General features: G+C 37.4%; 21 protein-coding genes. 15 read left to right on the top strand and 6 right to left on the bottom strand.

What is annotated here, in order from left to right:
* Positions 1–175 precede the first annotated feature (175 nt).
* From H6G59_RS26345 to H6G59_RS26330, 4 genes are all read left to right on the top strand, one after another.
* Positions 176–565 carry a response regulator gene (locus H6G59_RS26345; RefSeq protein ID WP_190720828.1) on the top strand — a complete coding sequence of 130 codons (390 nt, stop codon included), beginning with the start codon at positions 176–178 and terminating at the stop codon, positions 563–565.
* Between the two features lie 196 nt (positions 566–761).
* Positions 762–1,019 carry a hypothetical protein gene (locus tag H6G59_RS26340; RefSeq protein WP_127052340.1) on the top strand — a complete coding sequence of 86 codons (258 nt, stop codon included), beginning with the start codon at positions 762–764 and terminating at the stop codon, positions 1,017–1,019.
* A 120-nt stretch (positions 1,020–1,139) separates the two neighbouring features.
* Positions 1,140–1,448: a DUF3181 family protein gene (locus tag H6G59_RS26335; RefSeq protein WP_190720826.1), complete on the top strand. Its 309-nt coding sequence runs from the start codon at positions 1,140–1,142 to the stop codon at positions 1,446–1,448.
* Between the two features lie 112 nt (positions 1,449–1,560).
* Complete coding sequence (locus tag H6G59_RS26330) at positions 1,561–1,779, top strand: acetyltransferase (protein WP_190720824.1); 219 nt, start codon at positions 1,561–1,563, stop codon at positions 1,777–1,779.
* A gap of 120 nt (positions 1,780–1,899) precedes the next feature.
* On the opposite strand, the gene H6G59_RS26325 is transcribed toward H6G59_RS26330, so the two are convergent.
* From H6G59_RS26325 to H6G59_RS27515, 3 genes are all read right to left on the bottom strand, one after another.
* Positions 1,900–2,364: an ABA4-like family protein gene (locus H6G59_RS26325; RefSeq protein ID WP_190720821.1), complete on the bottom strand. Its 465-nt coding sequence runs from the start codon at positions 2,362–2,364 to the stop codon at positions 1,900–1,902.
* Between the two features lies 1 nt (position 2,365).
* The gene (gene cobW, locus H6G59_RS26320; RefSeq protein ID WP_190720818.1) at positions 2,366–3,415 is read right to left on the bottom strand and encodes a cobalamin biosynthesis protein CobW; all 1,050 of its coding nucleotides are present in this window, start codon (positions 3,413–3,415) and stop codon (positions 2,366–2,368) included.
* A gap of 205 nt (positions 3,416–3,620) precedes the next feature.
* Positions 3,621–4,616, bottom strand: a complete 996-nt coding sequence (locus H6G59_RS27515) for a pentapeptide repeat-containing protein (RefSeq protein WP_242038986.1) — start codon at positions 4,614–4,616, stop codon at positions 3,621–3,623.
* 134 nt (positions 4,617–4,750) lie between these two features.
* On the opposite strand from H6G59_RS27515, the gene H6G59_RS26305 reads away from it, so the two are divergent.
* From H6G59_RS26305 to H6G59_RS26290, 4 genes are read left to right on the top strand one after another with little or no spacing between them, the layout of a single operon-like run.
* The gene (locus H6G59_RS26305) at positions 4,751–5,224 is read left to right on the top strand and encodes a DUF6978 family protein (RefSeq protein WP_190720815.1); all 474 of its coding nucleotides are present in this window, start codon (positions 4,751–4,753) and stop codon (positions 5,222–5,224) included.
* Positions 5,224–6,012 carry a DUF1828 domain-containing protein gene (locus tag H6G59_RS26300; RefSeq protein ID WP_190720812.1) on the top strand — a complete coding sequence of 263 codons (789 nt, stop codon included), beginning with the start codon at positions 5,224–5,226 and terminating at the stop codon, positions 6,010–6,012. Before H6G59_RS26305 ends, H6G59_RS26300 begins: the two co-directional genes overlap by 1 nt.
* Positions 6,013–6,043: 31 nt before the next feature.
* The gene (locus H6G59_RS26295) at positions 6,044–6,382 is read left to right on the top strand and encodes a XisI protein (protein ID WP_190720809.1); all 339 of its coding nucleotides are present in this window, start codon (positions 6,044–6,046) and stop codon (positions 6,380–6,382) included.
* Between the two features lie 26 nt (positions 6,383–6,408).
* Positions 6,409–6,765: a type II toxin-antitoxin system HicB family antitoxin gene (locus H6G59_RS26290; RefSeq protein WP_190720805.1), complete on the top strand. Its 357-nt coding sequence runs from the start codon at positions 6,409–6,411 to the stop codon at positions 6,763–6,765.
* A 47-nt stretch (positions 6,766–6,812) separates the two neighbouring features.
* Here the strand turns inward: H6G59_RS26290 and H6G59_RS26285 are convergent, their stop codons facing one another.
* From H6G59_RS26285 to H6G59_RS26275, 3 genes are all read right to left on the bottom strand, one after another.
* Positions 6,813–7,232 (bottom strand): putative toxin-antitoxin system toxin component, PIN family, encoded by a 420-nt coding sequence (locus tag H6G59_RS26285; protein ID WP_190720802.1) that lies wholly within the window; start codon positions 7,230–7,232, stop codon positions 6,813–6,815.
* Positions 7,232–7,486, bottom strand: coding sequence for a hypothetical protein (locus H6G59_RS26280; RefSeq protein ID WP_190720799.1), 255 nt, complete (start codon positions 7,484–7,486; stop codon positions 7,232–7,234). The genes H6G59_RS26285 and H6G59_RS26280 overlap by 1 nt, the downstream gene beginning before the upstream one ends.
* Before the next feature lie 417 nt (positions 7,487–7,903).
* Positions 7,904–8,644, bottom strand: a complete 741-nt coding sequence (locus H6G59_RS26275) for a biliverdin-producing heme oxygenase (RefSeq protein WP_190720797.1) — start codon at positions 8,642–8,644, stop codon at positions 7,904–7,906.
* A 391-nt stretch (positions 8,645–9,035) separates the two neighbouring features.
* Here H6G59_RS26275 and glmM point away from each other — a divergent pair, with 391 nt between their 5' ends.
* The 7 genes from glmM (at position 9,036) to H6G59_RS26240 (ending at position 18,105) form a co-directional block, all read left to right on the top strand.
* Positions 9,036–10,508 carry a phosphoglucosamine mutase gene (gene glmM / locus H6G59_RS26270; protein WP_190720794.1) on the top strand — a complete coding sequence of 491 codons (1,473 nt, stop codon included), beginning with the start codon at positions 9,036–9,038 and terminating at the stop codon, positions 10,506–10,508.
* A 315-nt stretch (positions 10,509–10,823) separates the two neighbouring features.
* The gene (gene hpsL / locus H6G59_RS26265; protein ID WP_190720790.1) at positions 10,824–12,443 is read left to right on the top strand and encodes a hormogonium polysaccharide biosynthesis protein HpsL; all 1,620 of its coding nucleotides are present in this window, start codon (positions 10,824–10,826) and stop codon (positions 12,441–12,443) included.
* 230 nt (positions 12,444–12,673) lie between these two features.
* Positions 12,674–13,834 carry a glycosyltransferase family 4 protein gene (locus tag H6G59_RS26260; RefSeq protein WP_242038985.1) on the top strand — a complete coding sequence of 387 codons (1,161 nt, stop codon included), beginning with the start codon at positions 12,674–12,676 and terminating at the stop codon, positions 13,832–13,834.
* A gap of 43 nt (positions 13,835–13,877) precedes the next feature.
* Positions 13,878–14,858: a hormogonium polysaccharide biosynthesis glycosyltransferase HpsN gene (hpsN, locus tag H6G59_RS26255; protein ID WP_190720786.1), complete on the top strand. Its 981-nt coding sequence runs from the start codon at positions 13,878–13,880 to the stop codon at positions 14,856–14,858.
* 122 nt (positions 14,859–14,980) lie between these two features.
* Positions 14,981–16,156: a hormogonium polysaccharide biosynthesis glycosyltransferase HpsO gene (hpsO, locus tag H6G59_RS26250; protein ID WP_190720783.1), complete on the top strand. Its 1,176-nt coding sequence runs from the start codon at positions 14,981–14,983 to the stop codon at positions 16,154–16,156.
* A 15-nt stretch (positions 16,157–16,171) separates the two neighbouring features.
* The gene (gene hpsP / locus H6G59_RS26245) at positions 16,172–17,365 is read left to right on the top strand and encodes a hormogonium polysaccharide biosynthesis glycosyltransferase HpsP (RefSeq protein ID WP_190720781.1); all 1,194 of its coding nucleotides are present in this window, start codon (positions 16,172–16,174) and stop codon (positions 17,363–17,365) included.
* 101 nt (positions 17,366–17,466) lie between these two features.
* Positions 17,467–18,105 (top strand): peroxiredoxin, encoded by a 639-nt coding sequence (locus H6G59_RS26240; protein ID WP_015215850.1) that lies wholly within the window; start codon positions 17,467–17,469, stop codon positions 18,103–18,105.
* Positions 18,106–18,238: the final 133 nt, after the last annotated feature.

Below are 18,238 nucleotides of genomic sequence, written 5' to 3'. Positions count from 1 at the left end.
CTTTTGCTGTCATGTCAAGTAAAATTTTTCTCTGCTTCCTGCTGCTTATCTTGTTTCTTTTGTCAAGTTCATACTATACCAAATTAGATGAGCTTACCCTGCTTCCTGGATTAAATTCTTCCAAATCAGAACCAAAGACTGAGATTTTTTCTCTACCCATAACCAAAAAAAATTTATGAAGGATCAAAATTTAATAAAGCGCAAAGTCCTGATTGCCGAAGATGACAAAGATTGTCGAGAGATGCTCTCTTTTTTGCTGCATCAAGAAGGGTGGGATGTCAGAGAAGCAAAAGATGGTAAAGAAGCTTTAGAAAAAGTATTTAAGTGTCAACCAGATTTATTGATTTTAGATAATAGAATGCCTGAACTCACAGGAGTTGAAGTTTACCAACACCTTCAGACCCTGGGTATAAATTTAGCTATTGTATTCGCTACGGCTTATGGCTATCCAGAGGAATTAGTTTCAACTTTGGGTATTTCCTATTGGGTAACTAAACCCTATGATATTCCCAAGTTACTGGAGACTATGGAGTTGGCTTACGAAAATTCAGTTACTCTAATGTAGGTAATTACCTCAGGAAAATTAATTATACATTTTGCCAAAAAATAAAAATCTCTGTATTCTTTGACTATTCCTATTCCCTCCCCTAACTAGATAATTTATTTTGCACGACTACTTATGTAAGCAACTGACACCTAAAACCCTTAAAATGATGAGGGTGTATGAACCTCTGTAACAAATTCACAAATATTTATTATTTATGCCTCCTCGTTGGCCTCGCAAACCTGATCGCAAAGACCCAGATTTTCGCAAATTAGATGACCGGATGAATTTTGCTTTTCATGTAGCTGTTGCTGCTACTGTCAATTCGGGGTTGTGGTTTTTCCACATCTTGAAAGCCACATCCTGGGAGTGGTTAACACCTTTAACAATCGGTTGGGTAGGTGTAGTACTGCTGCATCTAATTTATATTAGTGCGATCGCTAATTACGATCAAACACCCCCTAAATCTACCTAAAGAATGACTGCTGAAGCTGGGGTAATTGTAACCTGTGGTAGTAGAGATATTTTAGCTAATTGCGTAATAATGTGAGATAAGCTAAAGGTTCAGGCTATTATTTCCCATAAGGTTATTTCAATGGCTAAAACTAATACCACAGAATTACTAGAAGCCCTAGCAGCTGAAATTGGCGAAACTGTCTATATAGATGTTGCTAAGTGGCATCTTTATTTATCTAATGCCAAACTTCATACCGTTGTTGCTGAACAGTTATATCCTTTAATTACTTCCAAGACTGTCAATGAAGATCAAGTTATTCAAGTCTTGGAATCTATCCCAGTTAAAATTGGCGGTGGTAGAAAGGAACTAGCTTTAATTGATTTATTACCCTTGCAATGCCAAGTTGCCTTAGTAGATATTTTGGAAAAATATCAAAGAGAAATCTAAACTATCTCTTAATCTCTTCCTCTGTGTACCTCTGCGCTAACCTCCGCGTACCTCTGCGTTTAAAATTCACACATCAACACTACACGAAATAATTAATGGAGGGTCTCGTACTATGCTTTTACAACTCAAAGATAGCCAGAATTTAGTTAAAATAGTCGATATTCAGGAACTACTTGATCCCAATAGTGAAATTGTCCACGCCCAAGACCAAGAAGGACAAGAAGAACAGGAAACAGACATCTATAAAAAGGAAGAGTTAGTTTTTCCATCTGGTGAGGAACTACCACTCTGTTGGTTAGATTCTCAATATAGGATAGCTACAGCTGCTTAATAAATTTAATCTTCTGGATGTTATAAATCACATTGAGACGTTTCATTAAATATCTCTAAACATAAAATTTTTAGGGTTTAGCAATGCTAAACCCTGTTTTCTTAATTCTCAACTGTCAATTTAATTAGCAGCAGTTTTTTCTTCTAGCTTCGCACTGTCAGAACCTTTAGAAAAAGCTTTTGTAATCCAATAGGTGAAAATATGAGAAAGTACACCTAAAGGGCCAGCAAATAAACACAAAGCCAAAGAGTGAATTGTCCAAATCCCAGTTTTTTGTCCTTCCCAATAAATCCATCTTCCGACAAATAAATCCATTACCAAAAAGTGAATCCAACCTGTAGCAGCGACTTTTTCATCAGCAAATAATTTTGCTATATCTGCTAATTGAGGATTTGACCATGCTTCGGAATTTTCTGGAGTAATGCTGACGACAAATAAATAGGAATATGCACCAGCTAAAACTACAAAAGGTAAATAAGATTCCATTACCTTGCGCGTAACTTTCCAGTTGGGTAAGAAAATCATTAAAGCCCAAAAAGGCAAAACAAAAAGATTGGCTACATTAAACAAATCTGTGATATTCATATTACAAAGCTACTAATTGAGATTCTATTTCTGAAGATTGTAAATTACGACCGATAAAAACTAAACTGGTTTGTTTTGCTTCTTCTAGTTTCCAAGGACGATCATAAAATTTATCAAATCTATTTCCTACACCTTGCATAACTAACCGCATGGGTTTATTAGCAACAGCCACAAAACCTTTAATGCGGTAAATTTCTTGTTCTTGTACCAGTTTCTCTAATTTTGCTTGTAGCTTTTCGGGGTCAAATGTCCGGTCTAAAATCACGTGAGTTGAGTTAATTTCATCATCATGATCATGGTCTTCTTCTGTGTCATGATGGCTAGGACGAGAATCTAAATTATCTTCAACTGCGGATTCAAATCCTAATAATATAGATGCGTCTAATTTACCATAATCACTAGAGACAATTTTCACAACTCTAGGTAATTCATTCTTGACTAATTCTAGAACTTGTGCTTGAGTTTCACTATCAACTAAATCAGTTTTATTCAAAATCACTAAATCAGCACAAGCAAGTTGATCTTCAAACAATTCTTGTAATGGTGTTTCATGTTCTAGACTATCATCTTCTTGGCGTTGTGCTGCTATTGCTTCTAAATCACTTGCAAATGTTCCCGCAGCAACTGCGGCACAATCTACTACTGTAATTACTGCATCTACTGTAGCTGCATTGCGGATTTCTTGCCAACGAAAGGCTTTAATTAAAGGTTTTGGTAAGGCTAAACCAGAGGTTTCAATGATAATATAATCTATACTATCTCGGCGTTTAATTAATTCCCTCATTGTGGGGTAAAATTCTTCTTGAACGGTACAGCATAAACAGCCGTTTGTCAGTTCAAATATGTTAGTTTCTTGATTTTCTGCTGTTTCATTTTCTGGGCAAATTTGACAAGATTTTAATAATTCTCCATCTATCCCCAGTTCGCCAAATTCGTTGACTAATACTGCTATGCGTCGTCCTTGGTTGTTTTGGAGGAGGTGACGGATAATGCTGGTTTTACCGCTTCCTAAGAAGCCTGTGATCACGGTAACGGGGATTTTTGTAGCCATGTTTTGTGTGTGGTTTTGAATTCAATTTTACCATATATTGTATAACCCCTGTCCAAACCTCTCCCTAACCCTCTCCTAAGAGGAGAGGGAAAAGGAATAACATTTAATAATGGAGAGGCTTAAATACTTAATTTAATATTACTAATTATTTAGTTTAAAAGCCCCTCTCCGTGTCGGAGAGGGGTTGGGGTGAGGTCAGATTATTTTAAGAATATCCAATTTCTATCATGTTGAAAAATTCCTGGACTACTTCATCAGGATTGTTATAACATCTTTCAGAATCAAATCTTTCTACAACTTTGATACCATTTTTTTTGAAAATGCGTTCTCTTTCTTGTTCTTCTACTCTGCGTTCTGCGGTGTGAAAAGGTCCATCAACTTCTAAAACTCCCCATTTACCTTTATAACAAATGAGGAAATCAGCTTCTTTATTTTCTCTACCTTTGGTTGTAGTGAGTCGTGCTAAGGAGTTGGGTACAAATAAAACTCCAGTTCTGTCTAATGCTTCAGCAATTTTGATTTCTGTTTTTGAGCGAAAGCGTAGATTTTCCCAAGTGTGAATTGTTGAGTTTGAATAAAATTGAACTCCTTGGTTATTGATATTATTATCTTTTTCAAGAGTTGTGCTGATAATTAAATCTGTATTTTCTATAATCTTTTTATATAAACTGGCAAATTCTCTAGGCTCAAAATTACCATTGATAGGTCGTCTTTCTTTTTTATTCCAATCAAGATATATATATTCACAAATTACGCCATCTAAGTTTGTTCTATTGTTAATTAGCCAATCTTTTATATAAGCACCTGTAATATTAGCCAAGCGGAAATTTACATCAATAATCCTAGAATTAATTAAAAAAGCACCAGATAGGTTAGCTGCTGTAAAATCACATTTACGCAAATCAGCCATAAAGAGGTTAGCTTCGCGGATATCAGCATTACGTAGGTCAGCTATGTAAAGGTCAGCGCCACTAAGGTCAGCCCTGTAAAGTTTAGTATTACGTAGGTCAGCTTTCAATAGCGTACAGTTACTGAGGGTTGCGCCACAAATATCTGCATCTCTAAGGTTAAAACTTGACAGATCACCTCCCCAAAAATCATTTTCTCTCAGGTCAGGTGTGATATTTGGATTTTCTAACCTCCACTTATTCCAAACCTCTACACCTTTGCTCAATATTGCCAAATGCTCATCATTTGCCATAATCTAGTTTTTATACCTAAAATTGCCAATATTCGGATTTTAACCTAATTTCATTAAGTTTAATCAAAATAGCGATCGCATTTGGCAGTAACTAGGTTTTTTTTAGTGTTTTATATGAAACAATAATTTATGTTGTGTTTTTTTGGCTACTGATGTTGATTCAAGCAGAATTTGAGGAATTGATAAATGATACAACAAAACAAATTGATGTTGATATTTTATGGAGTGAAGATGAAGACCATTCTCCTACCGTAGAATTTAGTGTTAAGCTTACCTCAAATGCTGGTTATCCCATTGTTGTCAAAGGTAGTTATAACCCGCTCATAGAAAAACTGACCTATGCACTCATCCATAAGGCTGCTGGTAGAATATATGCTTTGGATTTAGGACAAGATCATAAAAATCCTGATGGAAACCTAGTAGGAGAAAAACACAAGCATCGCTGGAAAGAGTCGTATCGAGATAAAGAAGCTTATGTTCCACCGGATATAACTGCTCCTGTCACCGATCCAGTCAAAGTATGGCAACAATTTTGTCTAGAGTCAAAAATAAAGCATAATGGAATTATGCAAGATCCACCGCCATTACAGCTAGATTTATTCATCTAATGTTAAGCCCTTGTGAAGAAATTGCCAAAACGATTGGAAAGTTGTTTACCTGTTCAACGGTAAACGACTATATCCGTATACGTACCCCATTTCTTTATCCTGACGGTGACGTTATTGATATATATCTGAAGGAAAAAGATGGGCAATATATCTTGACAGATTTAGGTGAAACTTTACGCTGGCTACGGATGCAAACTATATCTGAGAAAAGGTCAGAAAAGCAAGAAACGCTCATTCAAGATACACTATTAACTCATGGTGTCGAAAAATACAGAGGAATGTTAATAATTAGAATACAAGGAAATGAAAACTTAGCTTCTGCCGTCACAACTTTATCGCAAGCAGCATTTAGAGTTTCTGATATTTGGTTTACATTTAAGACTAGAGCTTTTGAGTCAATTATAGAAGAAGTAGCAGAATTTTTAACAGAGAAACAAATACCTTTTGAACAAAATAAGAAATTTGCAGGGCGTTCTGGGCGTTCTCGAAAAGTAGATTTTTTCACCGAATATCGCCACCAAATATCATTAATTGATGTATTAAGTACAGCAAGCGTGGCAGCAGGTAATAGTAGGGCTGATAATGTTTTTACTGTTTGGTCAGACCTTAGCTACCTTCAAGAGAGAAATTACAAATTTATTTCATTATTTGACGATACTATAGACATTTGGAAACTTGAAAATATTACTCTTCTAGAACAAGTCTCTAATGTAGCATACTGGTCGCGCAAAGCTGAATTTCAAGAAATGCTCCTTACAAACAATACCCCATCACTTCCTCAAACCTAAATCCAAAAGAGGGATAGGAGGAGATAGTACAATGGATACCAAATTAAAATATCAAGAAATTATCAAAATAATATTAACAGAAACTGCCGAATATCGCGCTTCTATACCTGATGGTTATAACTCCCAAGTTTTATTTGATGATGAACATGGACGTTATCTAGTTTTAGATATCGGTTGGAATGATGATCAATATCTACATACCACACCAATTCATGTAGATTTAATTGATCAGAAAATTTGGATTCAATATGATGACACAGAAGAAGGTATTGCTAATGATTTCATAGCAGCAGGTGTTCCTGCACAGGATATTGTACTTGGTTTTCGTCATCCTCAAATCAGACCATATACAAACTTTGCTGTTAGTTAATATCTCATGTTTTTATAAGCAAATTAATGAAATTTGTACAACCATATCTAGAATACTATTTAAACCTGCAATATCCCGTCACTTTTTACCCTGACGCAGAAGTGGGATATGTAGCAGAAATTAAAGACTTACCTGGATGTTTCACTCAAGGAGAAACTCTAGAAGAAACAATGACAAATATCAATGAAGCGCGGGAATTGTGGATAGAAACAGCTTATGAAGCGGGGGATAATATTCCTTTACCCAGTACAGATGATAGTTATAGTGGTAAGTTAATGTTAAGAATGCCTAAATCATTACATCGACGTTTATCTGAAACTGCGGAAAGAGAAGGAGTGAGTTTAAATCAATATATTGTGTATTTAGTGAGTACAGCACGGTAATAATGGTAGTTTAGCCCAGAATATAGATCAAGAATTATTAGATTAATTTACTTAATTTGATATTCGTACAAAAAATCTTTTGCTGTCTTAATTGCAATTCCTTGATATTCAACTAAAACGAGTAAATTTTGATCACCTGTAATAATCACATCAACTTCAGCGGCAATAGCAGTAGCTAAAATAATATTATCATCTATATCTCTGAGTTCAGGAACGTTTAATTCCTGAATAGAATAAAAAATCACTGACTCTCTAATAAGATTAATAATTGTAGGAACTGTTAAATTTAAAGCTTGTAATTTAGGTGCTAGTTTTCTTTTATTGAATGTGCTTTCTAATTCATCTAACAATTGTTGTGACATAGCAATTGTTAGTTTTTCTTGTTCGCGTAAAAGCAAAATTTGGTCAGGAATACCACCCCAAATGATAGCAGATATCCAAATATTCGTATCCAAAACTACTTTCATTATTGTGTATTGCCTTGGCGAACTTCTCGCACAAGGTCACAAATTTCTTCTGTTGTCAAGGGATGAGGATCAATTACTTCTCCTCTTCTGTTCCTTAATTCTTGCCAATTAAATTTAGGAGCTTTTTTAAAAAAAATACCATCTTCAGTTATGGTAACTGAATATTTTTCACCATTAACAAATTGTTCTCGAATTTCTGGAGGAAGTTCTAAATTTCCTTCTGGTGTAAAAGTAATAGTAATTGTTTTTTCCATAATTACCTCATTGGGAATAATTCAGGAGTCAGAAGTAAAAGTGAGGTTAATTGAACTTGAACTGACTTTATTTTACAGGACTGACGCAAAATCTCTCTAAAACTCTCTTTCCTTCGTGTCCTTCGTCCCTACCCTTCGGGAACTGCTGAGTGCTACGCACCGCTACGCGAACGCAGAACGTGGTTCATTCTTGTATGACTTGTGCGTAAGTCCTAATATAGATGATTTTAAAATTTAGGGGTAATCTCCCTCCGGTTGCTTTCATGCACAGAAAACAATCACAGGGAAATTACCCCTATATAATTCGACATTCGTTAGTTATAGCCGCAGACAGAGTAGTTAGGACATCAATTGATGATGAAAATCTTACTATGAGAGGGTTTTACTCCTGACTCCTGACTCCTGACTCCTGCTATATTACTCCGCAGTAACCAATTCAGTGCTACCCTTGGTGCGTTTCCGGGTTAAGGCATTGTAAACCATGATGCCGATCGCTTTAATTAAGTTACCTTCCAACTCTTGGAACATCTTCATGTTGATACCAAAAGCGGCATTTGCTTCTTCGACAATGCGATCAGCTACGCTGGGCGTTTCGCCATCGCCTGTGGCATCATCTATAGGCATAGCATCCAAATTTTGCCGATACTCCGCTTTAAATGCCTTCTCATCGGTAATATCTGCAAACTCATAAAAGGCAGTTCCTTCACCTTCACCCAGCTTCATCGCTGTTTGGGCAATACCTTTGAGAATTTGTCCACCCGATAAATCACCTAGATAACGGGTATAAGAATGAGCAACTAATAACTCTGGTTCTGTAGCCGAGATTTCCCGAATCCGGTTTACATAAGCCTCACCCGCAGGGGATAATTTGATTTGCTCCCGCCAGTTGTAACCGTAATAGTAAGTTAAGTCTTGCTCTAAAGTATGTTTGCGGTTGAGTTGAGGAAAATAAATTTTGCCGACAATGGGGTGATTGCGGTGCTTTTCCATCTCCTCTTCCATAGCCGAGTAGATGAAATAAAAGTTAGCAACTAATTTGCGGTAGGAATTTTTCTCTACCACTCCTTTTAAAAAGCACTTGACAAAACCCACATTCTCTGCCATTGTGTGGGCTTTTTTTGTACCTACACGTAATTTGCTTGCTAAATTGCTGCTCATACTAAATTTATCAACCTTAAAAAGTCAACTGGCGGAATTCTGAATCTACCAATGGCTAAAAAGCGCCATTAAAACGTAACATTAGAACTATTTGATGAGAATTTATATTAAAATTCTTTAAGATACAGAAAATATGTGTTAAATTATACAAGATTTGAATAAATTTAGATAGATTTTTTTGTCTTTATGATTTAAGCAGCTATGATTTACACAATATTCATCGTTAATGATCTATAACTATATGTAAATTTACGTAATGTAGGATCGTTAAACTTAATTGTCATTAAGAAAAGCAATTACGGGCGTACTGTTGAAAAGCGATTTCGTCAGAATTGTTGAACAAAGTCTAACGTGTTATTCTCCGGTGTGATTGTGTGGAGTGTTTAAAAGTATGGTTTCTTCTATAACTCGGACTCAAGGCTGGATTTCTGAGGGTTCTGTTGCCAAATCTGAAGAATTGAGAACAGGAATTGAAAATAGTTGTGCGCTTAACCTCATTCCCCTACCTGCAAATCCCTTATTTGGTACAGATGGGATTCGCGGGAAAGTGGGAGAATTGCTGAGTGCGCCCTTAGCGTTGCAAGTGGGTTTTTGGGCGGGTATTGTATTAAGCAATCATGGGGCTGAAGTTGGGCCAGTGATTGTAGGACAAGACTCTAGAAACTCCAGCGATATGTTAGCCATGGCCTTGAGTGCAGGTTTAACAGCAGCAGGGTTAGAAGTTTGGTATTTAGGGTTATGTCCTACTCCCTGCGTGGCCTATCTTGCCAGCATGAGTGATGCTATCGGTGGAATCATGATTTCTGCCAGCCACAACCCACCAGAAGATAACGGCATTAAACTTTTTGGTGCCAATGGTGCGAAATTGTCCCCAGGATTACAGGCAGAAATTGAAGCAGGATTGCGCGGTAAGATATCACCTGGGGCGGTTGTGGATCAATGCGGACGGCATTATTCTCGTAAAGAGTTAATAGGGCATTATAGTGAAGCGTTGCAACAACCTTTACACCGGGCGGTGAATCTTCAGGGGATGAAGATTGTTTTAGACTTAGCTTGGGGGGCAGCAGTTGGGTTAGCGCCGTCGGTATTTCAACAAATGGGTGCAGAGGTGATTTGTCTGCATAATCAAGCAGATGGCGATCGCATTAATGTTAATTGTGGTTCCACTCATTTAGATATTCTCCAAGCCACAGTTAAGCAACATAACGCCGATATCGGTTTTGCCTTTGATGGTGATGCTGATCGGGTTTTAGCTGTGGATAATACGGGCAGAGAAATTAATGGTGATTATATTCTTTACCTCTGGGGTTGTCACTTGCAACAAAAGCAACAGTTACCAGATAATCTAATTATTTCTACTGTCATGGCTAACTTAGGCTTTGAGAAAGCTTGGCAGCAATTGGGTGGTAAATTAATTCGTACCGCTGTAGGTGATCAGTATGTGCAAGCCGAAATGCTGAAAACTGGGGGAATGCTAGGTGGTGAACAATCAGGTCACATTCTCTGCCGTCATTATGGCATTACCGGTGATGGCTTGTTAACAGCTTTGCATATAGCCACTGTCGTCAAGGAAGCAGGTGTTTCCCTGAGTGAAATGGTAGATCAAAGCTTTCAAACCTATCCGCAACTATTACGGAATGTGCGAGTCTTAGATCGTGAGCGCCGTTTAGGATGGCAAAATTGTCAACCCGTACAAAATGCGATCGCACAAGCTGAAGCCGCAATGGGTGATACAGGAAGAATCTTAGTCCGTGCCTCTGGTACAGAACCATTAATCAGAGTCATGGTTGAAGCTGCTAATGCTGAACTTGCTAACCATTGGACAAATGAATTAGTCTCACAAGTCCAGCAACATTTAGCATAATCAAGTGCTAAGTAATATCGTGCTTGGTTAAAGACTTATCATTAGGGAACCGCAGGACGAGTTTTTTTGATAAGTAATTAAGCGAACATATAATCATTGCTTAATTATGCTCTCTGGTTGATTGTCCTCAATGTAGTCAGTAATAAGTCAAAGTAATTCGTAATTGATAATAGTGCCTCCCCTACGCTAACGTAATTCGTAGTTGCAATCATTGGGGGCTTCTACCCTCTTAATTACGTTGGCGGTAGCCTGCCGTAGGCATTATTACGAATTACGAATTACGAATTACGAATTACGAATTAGTAATTATTGGTCATGGCAAAAACAAAGCGGAAATCTCAGGGAAAAAAAAAGCAGTCAAAAGCCGAGACTTCCACCCTCAGCCTGAAAGAAGAGTTAGCCCAAAAGCGCAAAGCCGCCCAAGCACGTAAAGAATTTACCAGCTTAATCAGTAAACTTTTAGGAAGCGGTTTATTTTTAGGAATGCTGCTGTTTTTCGTCGGTGGAGTTAAAATCGCAATTCCAGGCGCATTAGGCATCTTGGTGATCTCCCTTTCCTACAAATATCCCCGCCAAGCTCTATTTGCCTTCGTGATGTACGTACCTTTTGCAGGTACAATTATTTATATGTTGGGTAACAGTCCCATACTCCAATTAGCCAAAGATGCTTTTTATGTTCCAGCTGCGATCGCACTGTGGCAAACTTGCAAAAAACAAAATCAACCCTTCATCGTTCCTAAAGTCATTAAAACCCCACTTTTGATTCTCTTCGGTTGCTCTTTGCTAACCCTGATGTTTATCAATGGTGGACAGCAGTTAAGCCCATCTGATGGCGACATACCTATAGGAGTGGGAATTCTCGGTTTAAAAGTGTTCTTAGGCTATGTACCCTTAATCAGTTGTGTCTACTATTTAATTCGCAATAAACAAGATTTTATACTGTTATCGCGCCTTCAGATTGTCCTGATACTAGTCTGCGGTATCTTGGGAGTTATCCAATATATCCTACTCACAATTGGAGTATGTAAAGGGACTGTGGGTGTGGAAGGAGATGCCTTATTTAAAGCATCCCTAGAAGCTCGTTGCTTTTTTGGGGGGTCATTATTATATACTCCTGAACAAGGAGTAATTCGCTTGCCAGGAACCTTTGTCGCCCCTTGGCAATGGGCATGGTTCTTAATCTCCAGTACCTTTTTTACCTTTGCCACCACTTTTAGTGACAAATCCATTATTTGGCGGCTGATCAGTTTGGTGGCTTTAGCATTCGTTTTTGTTAACGCTGTTGTCTCTGGACAGAGAATTGCCCTAGCTTTAGTACCAACTTGCTTCGTACTTTTGCTATTATTGACTGGTCAAATTGGCAACCTCAAACGGTTTATTCCACTAGGAGGAGGGTTTGCACTGATTTTAGTAGTTGCCATGGCAGCTAACCCCGTTGTTGTACAAGACAGAATGGATAGTTTCGTTAGTCGGTGGAATGCAGCACCACCTCAAGCATTTATTGTTAACCAATTTGAGGAAAACTGGAAAGATGTTGATACTCCTATAGGTAGTGGCTTAGGTCGAGCTACCAACTCCGCTCGTGTCATGGGTTCAACCAAGTTAGTGGAAACCTACTACCCCAAAGTACTCTATGAAGTGGGAATTGTCGGAATGCTGGCTTTTTTAGGCTTTGTTACCAGTATAACAATTGCGGCTTTTAAGACACATCGCTCAATCAAAAACCCAGAATTACGGACTTATGGTGCTAGTATGTGGGTGTTTATACTATTTATTAGCTATAACACTTATTACTACCCTCTAGATGTCGATCCAGTCGCTGTCTATTATTGGTTATGTGCAGGAATAGCATTCAAATTGCCAGCAATCGATAAACAACAAAATACCGAAGAGGTAGAAATCAAACCAACAGGCAGGAAAAAACGTCGGGCTTAAAAATACAACAGGGAACAGGGAATAGGAGAGGTAGATATGTACAGAATTTTATAAGCGCAAAGCGCAGGCTGCGCCAACAAAAATCGAATAGGAGTCCTATATATAATCCGAATACTCAAAATAAAATACAAAAAAACAGATTTCATTAGATTGATATAACAAAAAAATTAGCAATATTTGCAAGTAGAAATAAATTATTCTCATCATGATTTTAATACCAGGAGATGAAAATGGTAAAAGTAGTCATAACAGGTCAAAAACACATCACCGCTCACAACTTACCCCGTAATTCTCGACATACTCTAATTTATCCGAAAAATTTTCCCACAGGCAGATATCCCATCGGGAAACTTTGGGGACCTTTAAGTAGCTTTTTGCCTTGGCAACCTGTATGGAGTGGGTATGATGTAATTCACTCTTTTAATAGAATTATATATACAAATAAACCTTGGTTTGCCACATTTGAAGACCAACGTTCTTTATATAGAAATCCCAGAAATCGGCAAGAATCTCTAGTTTATTCCTTCTTAAATAATCGTCTAATACTAGACAATTGCCAAAAAATTATCGCTATGTCAGATTTTGCTAAACACAGAATTATCAAGAGGATAGAAGGTTGGGATATATCAGAAAAAATTAAGCAAAAACTAACTGTAATTCATCCTAACGTCCCTGTTAGGGTTAATCATCCTAAAACTTACGACGACAAACAACAACTCCAATTTATTTTTGTAGGTAGTCATATTGCTAGAAAAGGTGGAATTGTTGCCCTAAGATTTGCTAAAAAAGCCGAAAAGTTAGGTTTACCCATTCAAGTAAATATTGTATCTGGACTGGCAATGGGTCAAGGTGTACCAACGGACTTTCCTAATCGAGATAAATATGCTGAAGACTTAAAACTACTGGATTTAAATAATGTTATTTATCATAAAAGTCTTCCCAATCAACAAGTAATGGATTTACTCTCACAAAGTCATTTTCAATTAATGGCAACCTTACAAGATACCTATGGATTTAGCCTGATTGAGGGATTTTCTGTGGCTACACCTGCAATTACAACTAATATATGTGCATTACCAGAATTAATTATTCCAGGGAAAAATGGATATTTTTTAGAATTACCACTCAATGAATCTAGACAATGGAAAAATTGGGTACATGGAGAAAAATTGAAAACTGAGGAATATTGGGAAGTTTTGAATGGTACTTATGATTATTTAGCAGAAGCAGCTTTAGAACAAATTATCAAGTTTTTAGATAGGGCAGATAAACAAGAACATTACGAATCATTAAGCGCAGGAGCATTAGCACAAGCGCAAAACGTAAATAATGCGGAAAAGCAAAATGAGTTATTTGATCATCTTTATGCAGCCGCAGCAGGGTTATACTGAAGTTGGGCAATCTTAATTAATACAATTTAAACTATCAAAACCTATGGATAATTACCCGTTAATTTCAGTTGTTATTCCCACATATAGAAGGGAAAAACTTTTGCAAGATAGCATTGTCGATGTTTTAAAGCAAGAGTATCCACATTTTGAAGTTTTGGTAGTAGACCAAACCCAAACTCACGAACCAGAAACTCAAGCTTTTTTGGAGGAAATGTCGGCAGCAGGTAAAATTAAATTGATGCGTTTGGATTGGGCGAGTTTACCAGGGGCGCGAAATTATGCGGTGAGAAGATCACAGGGTGAAATCATCTTATTTATTGATGATGATGTGGAGTTAGAACCTGGATTTTTAAGCGCCCATGTCAAAAACTATTTGCAAAATCCAGAGATAGGGGCGGTTGCGGGGCGGGTTTTTGACAGAATGAAATTAGGCGATTCTGGGGGAAAACTGGAGATTGAATATCTACCCCCGGAAGCAATGGACCCTGGTATTGCTTGGTATCACATTGATTTAGTCCATACTACCAAACCCCAACAGGTACTGACAGCGCGGGGTTGTAATATGTCTTTTCGCAGGGAAATTTTTACTAAGTATGGGCTGAGGTTTGATGAGAGGTTTCGCGGTAGTGCGGTGCGGGAAGAGTCAGATTTCTGTTTGCGGGTGAGAAAGACTGGGTATAAAATTTGGTATGACCCGGAGGCGCATTTGGTGCATTTAGGGGAAGAGACGGGAGGCTGTCATGATATTAGTATGCGATCGCTAAATTATCAAATCACTTTCTATCACAACCATTTTTTATTGGGGTTGAAAAATCTCACTTTTACCCAGGCTTTACGTCTCTATGGACGTTTGTTTGATTGTCACGTTCTGGGAAATCCACCTTGTTATAAAAGTGGTTCTCCGATTAAAGTTGCAACTCGTGGGGTTTTCTATGTTTTGGGTTTTCTGAAAGCTGTGGGTAGTATGATTCAATCTCTCTGGAATGATGGGCAAATTTACAGTCGTTTAGATCAACAAGTTTAGATTTTGGTAATTACATAATCACAAAATAACTCTTGTGGGATGGGCATCTTGCCCGTCCAAATAAAAAGATAGGCTTCTATTTAGTTTTAGTTCAAAATTTTAACTCTTATTCAAAAATAGTCATGAGAATTTTAGTTGCTAGTCATACCTATATTGTAGATTTGAATTGTGAGAAGTTACGGGCTTTATCACGACTACAACCGGGAATTGAAGTTACAGTTGTAGTCCCCAAACGTTGGAAACCAGGTGGAGTACAAAACAAAATTATTGAATCTCAATATCGTGATGAAGGTGCATTTAAAATAGTACCTGTATCTAATTTTAGTCAAAATCATCAAGGACTGCTGACTTTTGGGGCTGATTTAATCACTTTGTTGCGAAAATTTCGCCCCCAAATTATCCATGTAGAACAAGGTTCTAGGGGTTTGGCTTATACACAAATGATTATTTTAAATCAGCTATTAGGGCTTAAAGCCAAAAATGTATTTTTTACTTGGTGGAATTTACCTTATGAATTAAAGTTACCAATTGCTTTATTAGAAAAATATAACCTTAACAACAGTCACGGTATTATTTCTGGGAATCAAGATGGTGCGGAAATATTGCGTCAAAAAGGATACAAGGGAGCAATTAAGGTTATGCCACAATTAGGTGTAGATGAAACTCTTTTTATTCCTCAATCACAACCAGAATTAGCAGCTACATTAGGTATCAATCAAGGAGATTTTGTTGTTGGTTTTGTGGGTAGATTTGTACCAGAAAAGGGTTTATTAACTCTATTGCAAGCATTGATAAGTTTAAAAAATCAATCTTGGAAATTATTACTCTTAGGACGAGGAGAATTAAAAGATGAATTAATTAAAATATCAGCAGAAAATAATATCCAAGATAGACTAATTATGGTGGAAAGTGTTCCCCATGATGAAGTCGCTAAATATATCAATTTAATGAGTACTTTAATTTTGCCTTCAGAAACTACTTACAAGTTTAAAACCCTAACTGCTGTAGGTTGGAAAGAACAATTTGGTCATGTTTTAATTGAAGCTATGGCTTGCAAAGTTCCTGTAATTGGTTCTGATTCTGGGGAAATTCCTTATGTAATCGATGATGCTGGTTTGATTTTTCCTGAAGGTGATTTTCAAGCTTTGGCTAATTGTTTGTTGCAATTAATGGAAAAACCTGATTTAGCTAAAAATTTGGGTGAATTGGGTTATCAAAAAGCAATGGTTAAATATACAAATAAGGCTTTAGCACAGCAACAATTTGAATTTTATAAAGAATTGGTTATTAGTCATTAGTCATTAGTCATTATTATGAAAATATTGCATATTGTTCCGTCGATTTCTTTAATTTATGGCGGTCCTAGTCAAATGGTAATAGGATTAGCCTCAGCTTTAGCAAAAGCAGGTGAAGAAGTTACCATTCTCACTACTGATAGTAATGGTGATTTTGGTCAAGCACCTCTGAATGTACCTTTAAATCAACCAATTAAACAAGATGGTTATGAATTTGAAATAATTTATTTTCACTGTGCGCCTTTTCGTAGATATAAGTTTTCTCTGGATTTATTAAAATGGTTAAAAACTCACGCTAAAGAGTTTGATATTGCCCATATTCATGCTTTATTTTCTCCTGTGACTAGTGCGGCGGCTACTGTGTGTCGTCAACAAAATCTACCTTATATTTTACGTCCTTTAGGAACTCTTGATCCTGCTGATTTACAAAAGAAAAAACAATTAAAACAGCTTTATGTTGAACTGATAGAACGTCGTAATTTAGCGGGTGCAGCAGCTGTTCATTTCACTAGCGAACAAGAAGCGAAAATATCAGAAAGATTTGGCGTAAAAACAAAAGATTTAGTGATTCCTTTGGGTGTTATCCCACCGCAACTAAATACTGAAGAGGTGTGGAGTAAGCTGGGTATTCCTAGTGATAAACCTGTAGTTTTATTTATGTCCCGCATTGACCCCAAAAAGGGTTTAGATTTATTACTTCCAGCCTTAGAAAAATTATTAAATGATGGTTTGCAATTTCACTTTGTTTTAGCGGGAACAAATCCCCAAGATCCAATTTATGAGGCTAAAATTCAATCAGAAATCGAAAATTCACCATTAAATTTACACACGACAATTACAGGCTTTGTCACTGGAAAAGTCAAAACTACTTTATTAAAAGCCGCAGATTTATTTGTGTTACCTTCTTACTATGAAAATTTTGGAATTGCGGTAGTTGAAGCAATGGTAGCAGGAACACCAGTGATAATTTCTGACCAAGTGCATATATATCAGCAGGTTGTAGATAGTGAGTCTGGTTGGGTGGGGACAACTGATGTAGAATCACTGGTGGAGTTATTAAAAGCAGCTTTGTCAAATCCCCAAGAATGTCAGCGACGGGGGTTAAATGCACAAAAATACGCCTTACAGAATTTTAGCTGGGATGCGATCGCACAACAAGTGATTCAAGCTTATCAAAAAATTGTGGTTGGTCAAAAAAATCCCCAAACTTGAAATTTTGTTACAAACCTCGACAGCCCGATGGGATAATCGGTGTTTTATGGCATTATTTCAAAGTAGAATATATATGTTTTTCTAACTACAGGGAATCTCGCATGACTCTCCGTCTTGGTGATACAGTACCCAACTTTACTCAAGCCTCAACACACGGTGACATAGATTTTTACGCATGGGCAGGTGATAGCTGGGTAGTGCTATTCTCCCACCCTGCTGACTTTACACCAGTTTGCACCACTGAATTAGGTACAGTAGCTAAACTGAAACCAGAATTTGACAAACGCAACGTAAAAGCGATCGCACTCAGCGTCGATGATGTAGACTCCCATAATGGCTGGGTGGGAGATATCGAAGAAACCCAAGGAACCGCCCTCAACTATCCCATTCTCGCAGACGCAGACAAAAAGGTTTCCGACCTTTATGACATGATTCACCCCAACGCAGCTGCAAACATCACAGTGCGTTCCGTCTTCGTTATTGACCCCAACAAAAAACTGCGTCTTAGCTTCACCTACCCCCCCAGCACAGGACGCAACTTTGATGAACTATTGCGAGTCATTGACTCTCTGCAATTGACTGATCATTACAGCGTCGCTACCCCCGCCGACTGGAAAGATGGAGAAGATTGCGTAATTGTTCCATCATTAAAAGATCCCGAAGTTCTCAAAGAGAAATTCCCCAAAGGTTACAAAGAAATCAAACCTTATTTGCGAATGACTCCCCAACCTAACAAATAATTTCCAGTAACATCAACATTCTTCGTAGGGTGGGTTAGCGACAGCGTAACCCACCATTTTTTATATATAGTTGGAATTCGTAGGTTAGCGACAGCGTAACCCACCATTTTTTATATATAGTTGGAATTCGTAG

This window comes from Anabaena lutea FACHB-196 (assembly GCF_014698305.1).
GTDB lineage: Bacteria > Cyanobacteriota > Cyanobacteriia > Cyanobacteriales > Nostocaceae > Anabaena > Anabaena lutea.
Note: the sequence above shows the minus strand (reverse complement) of the source record. Positions and strands in the feature narration are given on the sequence as shown.